The organism is Micromonospora sp. M51 (genome assembly GCF_018070305.1).
In the GTDB taxonomy this organism is placed as follows: Bacteria; Actinomycetota; Actinomycetes; order Mycobacteriales; family Micromonosporaceae; genus Micromonospora; species Micromonospora parva.
The window spans coordinates 1-12,912 of record NZ_JAGPXZ010000086.1; the positions used below are offsets into that span (position 1 = coordinate 1).

Annotated in this window: 15 protein-coding genes; 9 read left to right on the plus strand and 6 right to left on the minus strand. The window is 70.2% G+C overall.

What is annotated here, in order from left to right; translation table 11 throughout:
- The first annotated feature begins 141 nt into the window (after window positions 1–141).
- Complete coding sequence (locus KBX53_RS07420; RefSeq protein ID WP_210858233.1) at window positions 142–1,848, plus strand: hypothetical protein; 1,707 nt, start codon at window positions 142–144, stop codon at window positions 1,846–1,848.
- 73 nt (window positions 1,849–1,921) lie between these two features.
- Here the strand turns inward: KBX53_RS07420 and lexA are convergent, their stop codons facing one another.
- The gene (gene lexA, locus KBX53_RS07425) at window positions 1,922–2,707 is read right to left on the minus strand and encodes a transcriptional repressor LexA (protein WP_030337371.1); all 786 of its coding nucleotides are present in this window, start codon (window positions 2,705–2,707) and stop codon (window positions 1,922–1,924) included.
- A gap of 541 nt (window positions 2,708–3,248) precedes the next feature.
- Between lexA and nrdR the strand changes: the two genes are divergently transcribed.
- Complete coding sequence (gene nrdR / locus KBX53_RS07430) at window positions 3,249–3,749, plus strand: transcriptional regulator NrdR (protein ID WP_210858234.1); 501 nt, start codon at window positions 3,249–3,251, stop codon at window positions 3,747–3,749.
- A gap of 34 nt (window positions 3,750–3,783) precedes the next feature.
- A complete protein-coding gene (locus KBX53_RS07435) occupies window positions 3,784–6,690 on the plus strand; it encodes a vitamin B12-dependent ribonucleotide reductase (protein WP_210858235.1) in 2,907 nt (968 codons plus the stop codon).
- A 124-nt stretch (window positions 6,691–6,814) separates the two neighbouring features.
- Here KBX53_RS07435 and KBX53_RS07440 read toward each other — a convergent pair whose 3' ends face one another.
- Window positions 6,815–7,909, minus strand: coding sequence for a bifunctional NAD(P)H-dependent oxidoreductase/GNAT family N-acetyltransferase (locus KBX53_RS07440; protein ID WP_210858236.1), 1,095 nt, complete (start codon window positions 7,907–7,909; stop codon window positions 6,815–6,817).
- 31 nt (window positions 7,910–7,940) lie between these two features.
- Here KBX53_RS07440 and KBX53_RS07445 point away from each other — a divergent pair, with 31 nt between their 5' ends.
- Window positions 7,941–8,420 (plus strand): MarR family winged helix-turn-helix transcriptional regulator, encoded by a 480-nt coding sequence (locus tag KBX53_RS07445; protein ID WP_210858237.1) that lies wholly within the window; start codon window positions 7,941–7,943, stop codon window positions 8,418–8,420.
- Window positions 8,421–8,529: 109 nt separating this feature from the next.
- Here KBX53_RS07445 and KBX53_RS07450 read toward each other — a convergent pair whose 3' ends face one another.
- Together KBX53_RS07450 and KBX53_RS07455 are read right to left on the minus strand one after the other, a co-directional pair.
- Window positions 8,530–8,712: a DUF397 domain-containing protein gene (locus tag KBX53_RS07450; protein WP_210858238.1), complete on the minus strand. Its 183-nt coding sequence runs from the start codon at window positions 8,710–8,712 to the stop codon at window positions 8,530–8,532.
- Between the two features lie 31 nt (window positions 8,713–8,743).
- The gene (locus KBX53_RS07455) at window positions 8,744–8,953 is read right to left on the minus strand and encodes an AlpA family transcriptional regulator (RefSeq protein WP_030337386.1); all 210 of its coding nucleotides are present in this window, start codon (window positions 8,951–8,953) and stop codon (window positions 8,744–8,746) included.
- Between the two features lie 124 nt (window positions 8,954–9,077).
- Here KBX53_RS07455 and KBX53_RS07460 point away from each other — a divergent pair, with 124 nt between their 5' ends.
- From KBX53_RS07460 to KBX53_RS07475, 3 genes are all read left to right on the plus strand, one after another.
- On the plus strand, window positions 9,078–9,266 hold the full coding sequence (locus KBX53_RS07460) for a hypothetical protein (RefSeq protein ID WP_030337387.1): 189 nt from the start codon (window positions 9,078–9,080) through the stop codon (window positions 9,264–9,266).
- Complete coding sequence (locus KBX53_RS07465; protein WP_210858239.1) at window positions 9,263–9,442, plus strand: hypothetical protein; 180 nt, start codon at window positions 9,263–9,265, stop codon at window positions 9,440–9,442. The genes KBX53_RS07460 and KBX53_RS07465 overlap by 4 nt, the downstream gene beginning before the upstream one ends.
- A 211-nt stretch (window positions 9,443–9,653) precedes the next feature.
- On the plus strand, window positions 9,654–9,836 hold the full coding sequence (locus KBX53_RS07475; RefSeq protein ID WP_036412528.1) for a hypothetical protein: 183 nt from the start codon (window positions 9,654–9,656) through the stop codon (window positions 9,834–9,836).
- Window positions 9,837–9,883: 47 nt separating this feature from the next.
- Here the strand turns inward: KBX53_RS07475 and KBX53_RS07480 are convergent, their stop codons facing one another.
- On the minus strand, window positions 9,884–10,783 hold the full coding sequence (locus KBX53_RS07480) for a bifunctional 5,10-methylenetetrahydrofolate dehydrogenase/5,10-methenyltetrahydrofolate cyclohydrolase (RefSeq protein WP_210858240.1): 900 nt from the start codon (window positions 10,781–10,783) through the stop codon (window positions 9,884–9,886).
- A 235-nt stretch (window positions 10,784–11,018) separates the two neighbouring features.
- Here KBX53_RS07480 and KBX53_RS07485 point away from each other — a divergent pair, with 235 nt between their 5' ends.
- Window positions 11,019–11,588 (plus strand): RNA polymerase sigma factor, encoded by a 570-nt coding sequence (locus KBX53_RS07485; protein ID WP_051708848.1) that lies wholly within the window; start codon window positions 11,019–11,021, stop codon window positions 11,586–11,588.
- Between the two features lie 10 nt (window positions 11,589–11,598).
- Window positions 11,599–12,570 (plus strand): CU044_5270 family protein, encoded by a 972-nt coding sequence (locus KBX53_RS07490; RefSeq protein ID WP_210858241.1) that lies wholly within the window; start codon window positions 11,599–11,601, stop codon window positions 12,568–12,570.
- 10 nt (window positions 12,571–12,580) lie between these two features.
- Here KBX53_RS07490 and KBX53_RS07495 read toward each other — a convergent pair.
- The coding region (locus tag KBX53_RS07495; RefSeq protein ID WP_210858242.1) for an FAD-dependent monooxygenase at window positions 12,581–12,912 on the minus strand (332 nt) is incomplete at its 5' end.

Genomic DNA, 12,912 nt, shown 5'->3' on the forward strand with positions numbered 1-12,912 from the left:
GCTGCATGTGCGCGTCGGCGCGGAGTTGGCGGCGGAGCTGGCGGCGTTCGACGTGGAACGGCAGGAGCAGGTGGCCGGCAGCCGGTCCTGACCGGCCACGGCGTCATCCACCGGAAACGCGCGGCATGCGACACTGGCCGAATGCGCCGCGTTGTTTCCTCGGTCACGGTTGCCCTCGGCCTGCTCGGGGCAACCGTGGCGCTTGCCGGAGTCGCCGCGGCGGCTCCCGCCCCCGGGGCGTCCGGGCCGCCCGCCGCAAACCCTGGCCAGAAGCGATGCACGATCACCGACGAGCGCCTTCGGGAGCTGTCCGGGCTGGTCGCCACCAAGACCGGCTTCATCGTCATCAACGACGGCACCGAGGTCGCGGCACGCAAGCGGATCTTCTTCCTCGACAGCAAGTGCAAGATCGCGAAGGAGCCGGTCCGCTACTCGGGGCAGGGTCCGTTCGACACCGAGGATCTCGCCCTGTCCAAGGACGGCAAGACCCTCTGGATCGCCGACACCGGTGACAATCCCGACTCGAAGGAGCGCCGCAGCCGCGTCGCGCTCTGGTCGATGCCGGTCGCGGGTTCCAGGCTGCCGACGCTGCACCGGCTCTCCTACCCCGAGTCGAAGCCGCACGACGCCGAGGCGCTGCTCATCGGCGACGACGGAAAGCCGCTGATCATCACCAAGGTGACCAGCGGCAAGGCCGAGATCTACACGCCGTCGGCGGCCCTGAAGAGCGGGGACACCGACCCGGTGCCGCTGCAGAAGGCCGGCGAGTTCACGCTGCCGAAGACCCAGACGGAAAACCCCCTCAACACGTTCGGCCGGATCGCCATCACCGGCGCGTCCCGGACCGCTGACGGTTCCCGGGTGGTCCTGCGCACCTACGCGGACGCCTTCGAGTTCGACGTGACCGATGGTGACATCGTTGCCGCGCTCACCACCGGCAAGCCGCGGGTGACGCCGCTGGCCGACCCGTTCGGTGAGGCCATCAGTTACACCTCGGACGGGAAGTCGTTCCTCACCGTCTCCGATGCGGGCCGGTTCACCGAGGACGAGCCGCTCGACATCCTCAGCTACACCCCGTCCACCTCCACCGCGGTGCCACTGGCTCCGGAGGAGGGTGGCAAGCCGGCCGCCTCGAAGTCCTGGACGGACGGGCTGAGCCTCGACGACATCACGTACATGGTCGGCGCGGTCGGGCTGATCGGCCTGCTGTTGGTCGCCGCCGGCATCTTCGGCATCGTTCGCGCGCGGCGTCGTCCGCCGACCGCCGACCCGTCCGACACCTCGGATCCCGATGACGACCCGTTCGGCCCGCGTGGCGGCCGTGCTGACGACGACCGCAGGGGCGGTGTCTACGGTGGCGGCGCGCCGGCCGGCGGCGCGGTCTACGGCGGGGGCGCGGGTCGCGGCGGCCCGGCCCCGGCCGGTGGCGCCGTGTACGGCGGTGGCCCTCGGCCGGCCCCGGCCGATGGTGGCTACGGTGCGCCGGCACCGGGCGCCGCCGGCGTGTACGGCGGCGGACGTCCCCCGGCCGGTGGCGGCGGTCGGCCCCCTGTCAGTGGTGGCGCTCGCCCACCGGTTGGTGGCGGTCGGCCTCCGGCTGGCGGTGGTCGCCCGCACGGTGGCGGTGGTCGCCCACAGGGCGCGGGCGGTGGTCGTCCCGGCGGTGGCGTGTACGGCGGCGGCGGCGACGGCGGTCAACCCGGTCGCGCGGAGCCGCCCCGACGTGGTGGGCAGGAGCCCGACTACCGGGGTCAGCGGCCCGCTCGCCGACGCGACGACGACGCGCCCAACGACCCGTACGGGCAGTATCCCGGTGGCGGTCGCGGTCACCGGGGCGACCGCTACTGATCAGCGTTGAGGCGCTCACCCGCCCGTGACGAGCGGTGCGGGTGAGCGCCGTCGGCACCCACCCGCCGATCGCTCAGATCCGGCGGAGCACCGCCACGACCCGGCCCATGATGGTGGCGTCATCGCCGGGGATGGGGTCGAAGGCAGGGTTCTGGGGCATCAGCCAGACGTGCCCGTCGCGCCGCCGGTAGGTCTTGACGGTCGCCTCGCCGTCGAGCATCGCGGCCACGATCTCGCCGGAGTCGGCGGTCGGCTGCTGCCGGACGACCACCCAGTCGCCGTCGCAGATCGCCGCGTCGAGCATCGAGTCGCCCTTGACCTGGAGCATGAAGACCTCGCCCTCACCCACCAGCTCGCGGGGGAGCGGGAAGATGTCCTCGACGGCCTGCTCGGCGAGGATCGGCCCACCGGCGGCGATCCGACCGAGCATCGGCACGTACGCCGGGGTGGGTCGTTGTGCCCTCGACAGCTCGTCGTCGATCGCCTCACTGGGGGCGCGGACGTCCACCGCGCGCGGCCGGTTCGGGTCGCGCCGCAGGAAGCCCTTCTTTTCCAGCTCCTTGAGCTGGTAGGCGACGCTGGACGGCGACACCAGGCCGACCGCCTCGCCGATCTCGCGGACGCTCGGCGGGTAGCCGTGTCGTTCCACCCAGGTGCGGATGAACTCCAGGATGCGGCGCTGGCGGGCGGTCAGGTCGACCGTCGCCGGGTCGGGGAAGGCGCTGACCACCGGGGTGACCTGGCGCACGGCGGGCTGGCCCGTCCGGCTGCGCGCGGCGCTGCGGCGTCGGGTGGCCGGCGGGCCCGCCTCGGTGATCTGCTGCGGGCTCTTCGGCCGGCTGGCCCGGTCCTCGGTCACGTCCGTCCTCCCTGGTCGGCGCTGGGTGCCTCGTCGGCTCGTGGTGCGTGCGGTGGTGCCACGTTGTTCATGACCGTATAGGTGAGATCAGTCATTTTCAAACATCTGTACGACCTCTCACCGGCGTGTCGGGGTGAAAAAGCGCTCCGCTCGTACGGATGTTCTGATAAATGGTACGTCAGGTAGAACTGGTGTTCGATCGTCGGCTGTTTTCCGGCCCGGTTCTGGCTCCCTGGCCGATAACCCGGGCGGGGTCGTGGCGTTGGGTCTTCGGGCGCGTTGCTGGGCGTGGATGGCCGGATGGTCCGTGACGCGCCGGACACGCCGGCCAACTTGACCCGGCTTCCTCGGCGACATACGGTCGACCCCTAGATGTAGTAGTGACACGGGCGTAAGTTGCCTACAGGTTGGGTTCGACTACCGACCGCACTCCCGTAACGTCGATCACGGCGGGCGTCATCCGAGGATGGCGCCGTCGCGGTGAGGCGTGCCCGGAAGTGTCCGGTGTGCTCGCAGTTGATCATTTTTTAGGAGGTGGGCGATGCGGTGTCCGTACTGCCGGCATGCTGACTCCCGGGTGGTCGACTCGCGGGAGGCCGACGACGGCCAGCTCATCCGACGGCGGCGGTCCTGCCCGGAGTGCGGCAAGCGGTTCACCACCGTCGAGGAGGCGGTCCTCGCGGTCGTCAAGCGCAGCGGGGTGACCGAGCCGTTCAGTCGTACGAAGATCATCGGCGGGGTGCGTAAGGCGTGCCAGGGCCGGCCGGTGGACGACGACTCCCTCGCGCTGCTCGCGCAGCGGGTGGAGGAGACGGTCCGGGCCAAGGGAGCCGCCGAGATCCCCAGTCACGAGGTGGGCCTGGCGATCCTGGGTCCGCTGCGCGACCTGGACGAGATCGCCTACCTGCGGTTCGCCAGCGTCTACCGCTCGTTCGACTCGCTCGCCGACTTCGAGCGCGAGATCGAGACGTTGCGGGCCGCGGCGCGAGCCCGGGAGCAGGGCCGGGCCGATGCGGTTGAGGCCGCCGGCCGTACCAGCTGAGTCTTCACGGTTTTTCGAGAGATTGGGACGCGCGGTGGGGCACCGCGCAGACGAGGGGGGCGACGGCGTGACAACTAGCCGTTCACGAAGCAAGGCAGGCGCGGGGCTGAAGATCGACCGGGTGTGGACGACGGAGGGGGTCCACCCGTACGACGAGGTCTCCTGGGAGCGCCGTGACGTCGTGATGACGAACTGGCGGGACGGCTCGATCAACTTCGAGCAGCGGGGGGTCGAGTTCCCGGAGTCGTGGAGCGTCAACGCGGCGAACATCGTCACCACCAAGTACTTCCGGGGCGCGGTGGGGACCCCGGAGCGGGAATGGTCGCTGCGGCAGCTGATCGACCGGGTGGTCAACACCTACCGCACCGCCGGTGAGGAGTACGGCTACTTCGCCAGCCCGGCCGACGCCGAGGTCTTCGCGCACGAGCTGACCTGGATGCTGCTGCACCAGGTGTTCAGCTTCAACTCGCCGGTCTGGTTCAACGTCGGCACGCCGTCGCCGCAGCAGGTCAGCGCCTGCTTCATCCTGGCCGTCGACGACTCGATGGACTCGATCCTCGACTGGTACAAGGAGGAGGGGCTGATCTTCAAGGGCGGCTCCGGCTCCGGGGTCAACCTGTCGCGCATCCGTTCGTCCCGTGAGCTGCTCTCCTCCGGCGGCAACGCCTCCGGCCCGGTCAGCTTCATGCGCGGCGCGGACGCCTCGGCCGGCACCATCAAGTCCGGTGGCGCGACCCGCCGGGCGGCCAAGATGGTAATCCTCGACGTCGACCACCCGGACATCCAGGAGTTCGTGGTCACCAAGGCGCGCGAGGAGGACAAGATCCGCGCGCTGCGCGACGCCGGGTTCGACATGGACCTCGGCGGCTCCGACATCGTCAGCGTGCAGTACCAGAACGCCAACAACTCGGTCCGCGTCTCCGACGAGTTCATGACGGCGGTGGAGAACGACGGCGGTTTCGACCTGCGGGGTCGGCTCGACGGCTCGACCATCGAGACGATCGAGGCGAAGAAGCTCTTCCGTTCCATCGCCCAGGCCGCTTGGGAGTGCGCCGACCCGGGCCTGCAGTACGACGACACGATCAACGACTGGCACACCTGCCCGGAGACCGGCCGGATCACCGCGTCGAACCCGTGCTCGGAGTACCTGCACCTGGACAACTCCTCGTGCAACCTCGCCTCGCTCAACCTGATGAAGTTCCTCCGCGCCGACGGTGGCTTCGAGGTGGAGAAGTTCGTCAAGTCCGTCGAGTTCGTCATCACCGCGATGGACATCTCGATCTGCTTCGCGGACTTCCCGACCGACAAGATCGGTGAGACGTCCCGCGCCTACCGGCAGCTCGGCATCGGCTACGCCAACCTCGGCGCCCTGCTGATGGCCACCGGCCTGCCGTACGACTCGGACCAGGGCCGCTCGGTCGCCGCGGCGATCACCTCGCTGATGACCGGCACCGCCTACCGCCGCTCTGCCGAGCTGGCCGGCGTCGTGGGCCCGTACGACGGTTACGCCCGTAACGCCGAGCCGCACAAGCGGGTCATGCGCAAGCACGCGGCGGCCAACGACGAGATCAAGCCGACCAGCCCGGTGGCCACCGCGATCGTCCGCGAGGCGACCAAGCAGTGGACCCAGGGCAACAAGATCGGTGACAAGAACGGTTGGCGCAACGCGCAGGCGAGCGTCCTGGCCCCGACCGGCACCATCGGCTTCATGATGGACTGCGACACGACCGGCGTGGAGCCGGACCTGGCGCTGGTCAAGTTCAAGAAGCTCGTCGGCGGCGGCTCGATGCAGATCGTCAACCAGACGGTGCCGCGCGCCCTGCGCAGCCTCGGCTACCCCGAGGAGCAGGTCGAGGCGATCGTCGAGCACATCGCCGACCACGGCCACGTGGTGGACGCCCCCGGCCTCAAGCCGGAGCACTACGCGGTCTTCGACTGCGCGATGGGCGAGCGGACGATCGCCCCGATGGGTCACGTGCGGATGATGGCGGCCATCCAGCCGTTCGTCTCCGGCGCGATCTCCAAGACGGTCAACATGCCGGAGGCGGCCACCGTCGAGGACGTCGAGAAGATCTACTTCGAGGGCTGGAAGCTCGGCCTGAAGGCGCTGGCGATCTACCGCGACAACTGCAAGGTCGGCCAGCCGCTCTCGGTGGCGAAGAACAACAAGGCCACCGAGCCGGCCGCCGTCGAGACCGCAGCCGCCGCGCCGGCCGCGGTCGAGAAGGTCATCGAGTACCGGCCGGTGCGTAAGCGCCTGCCGAAGAAGCGCCCGTCCGAGACGGTCAGCTTCTCCGTCGGTGGCGCCGAGGGTTACCTGACCGCGTCGTCCTACCCGGACGACGGCCTCGGTGAGGTCTTCCTCAAGATGTCCAAGCAGGGCTCCACCCTGGCCGGCGTGATGGACGCCTTCTCGGTGGCCATCAGCATCGGCCTGCAGTACGGCGTGCCGCTGGAGACGTTCGTCAGCAAGTTCACCAACATGCGCTTCGAGCCGGCCGGCATGACCGACGACCCGGACGTGCGGATGGCCGCCTCGGTGATGGACTACATCTTCCGTCGCCTGGCGTTGGACTTCCTGCCCTACGAGCGTCGCGCCGAGCTGGGCATCTTCACCGCCAGCGAGCGGGCCGCCCAGCTGCGGGCCGAAGCCGACGCGGAGGCCGCCGGGGTCACCGGCGCCGAGCTCACCGCGATGGCGTCGTCCGCGCCGGTCGAGGCTCCGGCCAAGACTGAGGCGGTCGCCCAGCCGGCCCAGGAGATGGCCGACGTGGCCGCCGCCAAGCCGGCTCCGACAGTGGGTTCCAGCACCGAGCTGCTGGAGGCCGTGATCGGCAAGGCCGCCGACGCGCCGCTCTGCTTCACCTGCGGTACGAAGATGCGCCCGGCCGGTAGCTGCTACGTCTGCGAGGGCTGCGGCTCCACCAGCGGCTGCAGCTGACGTACGCAATAAGCGCTGCCCCGGCTCCCCTTCTGGGAGGCCGGGGCAGCGCCGTTTCCAGGCTCTTCCATCCCCGAGCGCGTGCAGAGGTAAGCGCCCAGCCAGCGGCTATGAGCGTGCATTCTCACCGAGTCTCGAGTGTCGGTGCTTGCGTAGGTTCAGCGTCCTTGGTGAGGAGTGCGGTTCCGTCCGTGCTGGTCGATGGCACGAGCTCGTATCCCTCGCTGTGGTAAAGGTTGATGTTCCGCTGGCTATTGGAACCTGTGAACAGGACGATGCGGCGGATGCCCGGGTCGGCGGCGGCTTCGGCGGTGCGCAGGAGCCACCGGCCGAGCCCGTGACCGCGTAGGTCCGGTACGACGGCGAGGCGTCCCACGTGCCAGTCGGTGCCCGCGCGGCGGGTACGCACCATGCCCAGGAGTCGACCGTCCAGCCAGACGCCCGTGGTGTGCTGGTCCGCCAGCCACTCGCGGACCTGCTCCAGCGACTCGTGCAGGGCAGGTATGGCCAAGGTGTCGTTGACGACGGCTTCCTCTACCCAGCAGCACCGCTGCAGCACGGTGACCTCGGGCGCGTCGTCGGGGGTCAGCCGCCGCGCATACGAGCCCGGCACGGGGCCAGCGACCGTCCCGGCGCCTGCCCGTTCGCGCATCGGCCGGAGGGCGTGGGAGACCCGGACCAGTTCGTTCAGGAGGCCTAGGCTCGCCGCATCGCGCGCGGCGTCGGGGCGCAGCCGTCCGTCGTCCAACGCGTCACCGATGCGGATCGCGACCGTGGCGCCCAACGGGACCAGTCGCAGCGTAGTCACGACCTGCTTGGCATGCTGGACCGACCGCGTGCCGGCCGACGTGTTGCCGTAGCTGACGAAGCCGATCGGCTTCCACGCCCACTCGCGGCCGAGGTAGTCCAGCGCGTTCTTCAGGGTCGCCGGCATCCCGTAGTTGTATTCCGGTGTCACCACGATGAAACCGTCCGCCGTGTCCACGATCGAACTCCACCGACGGGTGTGTTCCTGCCGGTAGATGCCCGACGACGGATGTTCCTCCTCGTCGAGGAACGGCAGATCCAGGTCGGCGAGGGCCACTGGCACCAACTCGACGCCAAGCTCGGCGGCGCAGGGCGTGATCGCGTCGATCAACCACTGCCCGATCACCGGGCCGAGGGCCCCTGGGCGCGTGCTGCATACCAGGACGAGGAGGCGGAGCGGTTTCGTTGACATGGAAACGAAATATAGGGGGTAGGTTGTTTACATGTCAACGAGACCTGAGGTAGCGCAGGTGCACTGGTTGAACCCGGACGAGGAGCGGGCGTGGCGCGCGTTTCTGCGGGTGATGGTGACCGTCCAGGCCGGCACCTCGGGTGACCTGGCGGCGATCGGACTCTCGGAGCCCGACTACGAGGTGCTGAGCACCCTGTCGGAAAGACCCGGCCACACCAGCACCCTGCACGCGCAGGCCGACAAGATGGGCTGGTCCCGCAGCCGGCTGTCCCGGCACGCCAGCCGGATGGAGGAGCGCGGCCTACTCCGGCGCACTCCCGACCCGGCCGACGGTCGAGGTTGCCTCCTCGTGCTTACCGAAGAGGGCCTGGGCGCCCTCACCACGGCCGCACCCGCCCACGTCGAGTCGGTACGACGCCATTTCATCGACCGGCTCACGCCAGAGGACCTCACCGCCATCGAACAGATCGCCCGGCGCCTGGAGGCCCCCCAACCGGACAGCGGCCGGTAGGCGCACCCGGCGGGCATCGCCATCCGCTGGGCAGCCGGAACGGGCCTCCACTGCTAGGGGCCGGCCGAGGGCACGGCATGCCTGCTGCTCTGGGTATTGCGGCCGGGAGCTACCGGATGCTGCGCACGAACCCCGTCCAGGCGCCTCTCGTGAAGCGAAGGGTCGACCCGTTGGGGTCCTTGCTGTCGCGCACCGCGATGCTCGTATGCAGTTCGGCGACCTCGACACAAGCGCCGCCGTTGTTGTCGCTGTGGCTCGACTTGCGCCAGACCAGGCGATCCGAAGTCTCCATGCCCGATCGGATCAGCTCCTGATTTGCGGGATTAGCGGTCTTCGTCGCCCTCAGTTGGGCGTGGTGGGCGATTGTGCTTGGCCCACTCGTCCACCTCGTCCGCGTCCCAGATGGTCGTCCCGATGAGGCGGGCCACCGGCTCGGGGAAGCCGGGTCGGCGGGTGATCTGGAGTACCCGCTGGCGCGACACGTTGAACAGGGCGGCCAACTCGCCAGGCCCGTACAAGCGCGGTCGCTTCACGCCCTGAACGTAGGCGCGACTTTCAGTTGACTATTGTCACTTGCAGATTGACAAGACACGGCTGAGTGGTGTGTGGTGAAGTGGTCACGCCCGGCGACGGCGCGACAACTCGCGCGGAGGTCGGGTGCCCAAACACGTGCCGTACGACGACTACCTGCTGGCGGTGGCGCTGACGTTGGCTCGGCGCCATCGGCCGGTCTGGTCGTGGCAGCGGTGGCGGCGGATCTGCCGATGTGGCGCCGACCTGCCGTGCCGAGCCCGGCACCGCATCCCGATCCGCCGAGGCCACTGGCCAGGGGAGGAGCAGGAGTGACCGAGGATCAGGTCGGACGAATCTTGTCCGTGCACCTGCCCGGCGTTGACGGGCTCTGCGCCGGCTGTCGCTGGTGGTGGGCGCGGCTGTCCCCGTACCCCTGCTATCAGGCGGAATGGGCGGTCCGCTGGCACGCCCGGTCGGCCATCCGGCGCTTCCTGGATGGTCGGCCGTGACCACCCACGGCCCGGTCCTTCCGGTGTGGACCTGCGGCGGCTGCGCTGCACCGTGGCCCTGCCGGACCCGGCGCACGGAGCTGGTTGCAGAGTTCGAGGGCACACCTGTGTCGTTGGCCCTCTATATGGGGTCCTACCTGGTCTGGGCGGCCGAGGATCTGACCTGGGTGCCCGCCGGGCTGCTGCACCGGCGTTTCCTGGGCTGGGTCCGGTGAGTCTGATCCGGCGGGGCGATGAGCGGTTCCACTACAGCGACAACTCGCACAAGTGGATCCCGCCGGACCCGGACTACGACCAGGAGGCCTGGGACGAGATGGTCCGGCAGCACCAGCTCCAGCACCTGGAGGAGATATCCAACCGTAGAAAGCCGGTTGGATCACCTGATGCCGAGTAGCTGTGGACGACCGGGCTGCTCAGCATCAGGCGATCTCGGCGACCGGGTTACTGGCTGGCGCGTTCGGCGGCACGTACCGCGTTGCGGAACAGCATCGCGACGGTGGTCGGGCCGACCCCGCCGACCCGGGGCGTGATGGCGCCGGCGACCTCGGCGCACGCTTCGTCCACATCGGGCAGGAGCCGCCGACCGTCGTAGCGGACGCCGGCGCCGATGACGACCGCGCCGGGCTTGACGTGCTCAGGCCGCACGATGCCGGGTACGCCGGCGGCGGCGACGAGGATGTCGGCGCGGCGGGTGTAGCGGTCCCAGTCGGGCACGCCGGTGTGCACGACGGTGACGGCGGCGTTGGCGGTCGGGCGCTTCTGGGCGAGCAGCATGGCCAGGGGGCGGCCCAGGGTGGCGCCCCGGCCGAGGATGACGACCTCGCGACCGGCGACGGGGATCTCGTGGTACGCCAGGAGGGCTTCGATGCCGGCGGGGGTGCACGGCAGCGGGCCGGGCAGCCCGACGGCGAGGCGTCCCATGTTGAGCGGGTGCATGCCGTCGACGTCCTTGTCCGGGTCGATGGTCTGCAGCGCCGCGTCGTAGTCCAGGTGCCCCGGAACGGGGTACTGCACGAGCAGTCCGTGCACGGCCGGGTCGTTGTTGAACCGGGCGATGGCCTGGTGCAGCTCCGCCTGGGTGGCGGTGGCCGGCAGGTGCGTGTGCGGGGAGTCGAACCCGAGCGCGGCGGCCTGACGCTGCTTGATGGCGATGTAACCGGCGCTGGCGTCGTCGTCGCCGACGAGGATGGTGGCGAGGCTCGGTGTGATGCCGCGCTCGCGCAGACGGGTGGCGGCAGCTGCGGTTTCGGCCAGGACGGCTGCGGCGACTGGTGCGCCCGGCAGGAGTCGGGCCGTGCCCGACGGGTTGTGGTTGTCGACGGATGGGCTGGTCGTGGTCATGATGGTCCCTCGACGCAGGCGCCCAGGCGGTCGACGCCCGCGAGAGGCTCCCCGATGGTTTCACCATCCCCGTGCCGCCAGTCGCCGGTGCTTCGATGATGCCGCATCACCAGGGCGGTTGCCCAACTGGACCGGCAGCGCCGCGTTCCGCGCCGGGCGGGAAGCGGCATTACGGCGTAACACCCGCGCTCCGCCGTACGAAGAAGGGGTGTGAAGGCGCGAGAGAGGACGGCCCGTGAGTGAGCCCGACCGAGCCGATGACGACATTTCCGGCATCGGCACCGATCCGGTGGCCTTCGAGGTCTTCTACCGGCGGCACCTGGAGGCGGTGGGCCGGTTCGTGGCGCGGCGGGTCGACGATCCACACCTCGCCGCCGACCTCACCGCCGACGTGTTCCTGGCGGTGATCGAGTCGGCGGCCGGCTACCGGCCGGACCGGGGTAGCCAGATCGGCTGGCTGTACGGGGTGGCCCGCAACGTCATCGGCGACGAGCGGCGTCGGGCGGCCCAACGGCTGCGGGTCGCCGGTCGTCTGGCCGGACGGCGGGACCTGGGCCCCGATGACATCGCCCGGATCGAGGAGCGGATCGACGCCGAGGAGGCCGCCCGCCGCACGTATCGGGCGCTGGGCGACCTCCCCGAGGGCACCCGGACGCTTGTCGAACTCGTCGCCGTGGACGGCCTCACCGTCGCGGAGGCGGCGACAGTGCTCGGGATGTCGCCGGTCGCCGCCCGGGTCCGCCTGCATCGCGCCCGTCGGCTCGTCCGCGCCGTGCTCGCCCGCCCTGCCACCACCCTCGCCTGAGGAGACGGAGATGACGATGAACGAGACCGAACGGTCGCCGCAGGGTTTCGAGGAGCAACTTCTCAGGGATCTGACCGCACACGTGGCCCATCGGGGCGAGGCGGCGTCGGAGGCCCGTCCCACCGGTCGCCGTACCCGGTTTCTCAGCGGTTGGCGCCTCGCCGGAGCGTTCGGGCTGGCGGTGACGTTGACCGCCGGTGCGCTGGTGGTCCAGACGATCAGACTGGGTGATCAGCCGCCGCCGACGGCCAGCGCGTCGGAGATCTTCCACCTGGCGGCCGACGCCGCCCGGCAACAACCGGAGCTCACCGCCCGTCCCGACCAGTACGTCTTCACGGAGATCCTGGCGACGACCCGGGAGTTGCCGGACAGCGGCCCGTACCTGACGATCCGGAACCAACTGTGGCAGTCGGCCGGCGGAGTCGCGTACACCCAGGGGCGGTACCGACCCGAGGCCGATCCGAACGGGTGGAGCGGGCTGAGGGAGCTCCGTATGAACGATGCCGGCGATCCCGAGAAGAAGCTTGACGCGTTCCAGCCGCCCGCGTACCACGGCGGCCTGCCCACCGACCCGGACGCGCTGCTGCGATACCTCCGGAAGCACCCGGTCGACCTGCACCTTCCCGAAGGCGCCGACGAGGAGGCCGTGTACGGGGACGAGAGCATGGCGTACACCACAGCGCGGTCGATGCTTCGCGGCTACGTGCCACCCCGAGCGCTGGCGGCGCTGTACGAGGTGCTGGCACGGGAGCCCGGGGCGGTCGTCATCTCCGGCGACGTGGTGGACGCCGCCGGCCGGCACGGGGTGGCGATTCGGATGCCCGGTGTGATCGGTGGCAACGTGGACCTCATCTTCGATAGGGACTCCCACGTCTACCTCGGCACCCGCAACTCGGTGATACGCAACGGCAAGGAGTCACTGGAGTCGGCCGCCGCCGTCCTGCGGGTCGCCATCGTCGACCGGCCGGGCCAGGTGCCGTGAGCAGCGCCGGTCAGGGCTGGGCGAACAGCGGCCCGTAGTTCGAGCGGAACATCTGCTCGCCGAGGCGGCGCATCACCAGGTCGCGTAGCGCGGGCGGGAGCCCGGTGGCCTTGTCGCGGCGGTGCGTCTGGCTGAGCACCCAGTTCGTCCGTGGGCGGCGCCGCGCCTCGAAAGCGCGCAGCGCGTCGGCGACGGAATCGGCGGCGGCCAACGACGAGGCGAGCACGACAGCGTCCTCCAGCGCCATCGCCGCACCCTGGGCCATGTTCGGCGAGGTGGCGTGGGCGGCGTCGCCGACCAGCAGCACCGGCCCCCGGGCCCAGGAGTCGAGCACCACCTCCT

Bases quoted from the DNA above. Each gene is read 5' to 3' on its own strand.
- KBX53_RS07445 (WP_210858237.1), top strand. From the start codon at position 7,941: ATGTCAACGAGACCTGAGGTAGCGCAGGTGCACTGGTTGAACCCGGAC.
- KBX53_RS07420 (WP_210858233.1), top strand. From the start codon at position 142: ATGCGCCGCGTTGTTTCCTCGGTCACGGTTGCCCTCGGCCTGCTCGGG.
- KBX53_RS07480 (WP_210858240.1), bottom strand. From the start codon at position 10,783: ATGACCACGACCAGCCCATCCGTCGACAACCACAACCCGTCGGGCACG.
- KBX53_RS07490 (WP_210858241.1), top strand. From the start codon at position 11,599: ATGACGATGAACGAGACCGAACGGTCGCCGCAGGGTTTCGAGGAGCAA.
- nrdR (WP_210858234.1), top strand. From the start codon at position 3,249: ATGCGGTGTCCGTACTGCCGGCATGCTGACTCCCGGGTGGTCGACTCG.
- KBX53_RS07440 (WP_210858236.1), bottom strand. From the start codon at position 7,909: ATGTCAACGAAACCGCTCCGCCTCCTCGTCCTGGTATGCAGCACGCGC.
- KBX53_RS07450 (WP_210858238.1), bottom strand. From the start codon at position 8,712: ATGGAGACTTCGGATCGCCTGGTCTGGCGCAAGTCGAGCCACAGCGAC.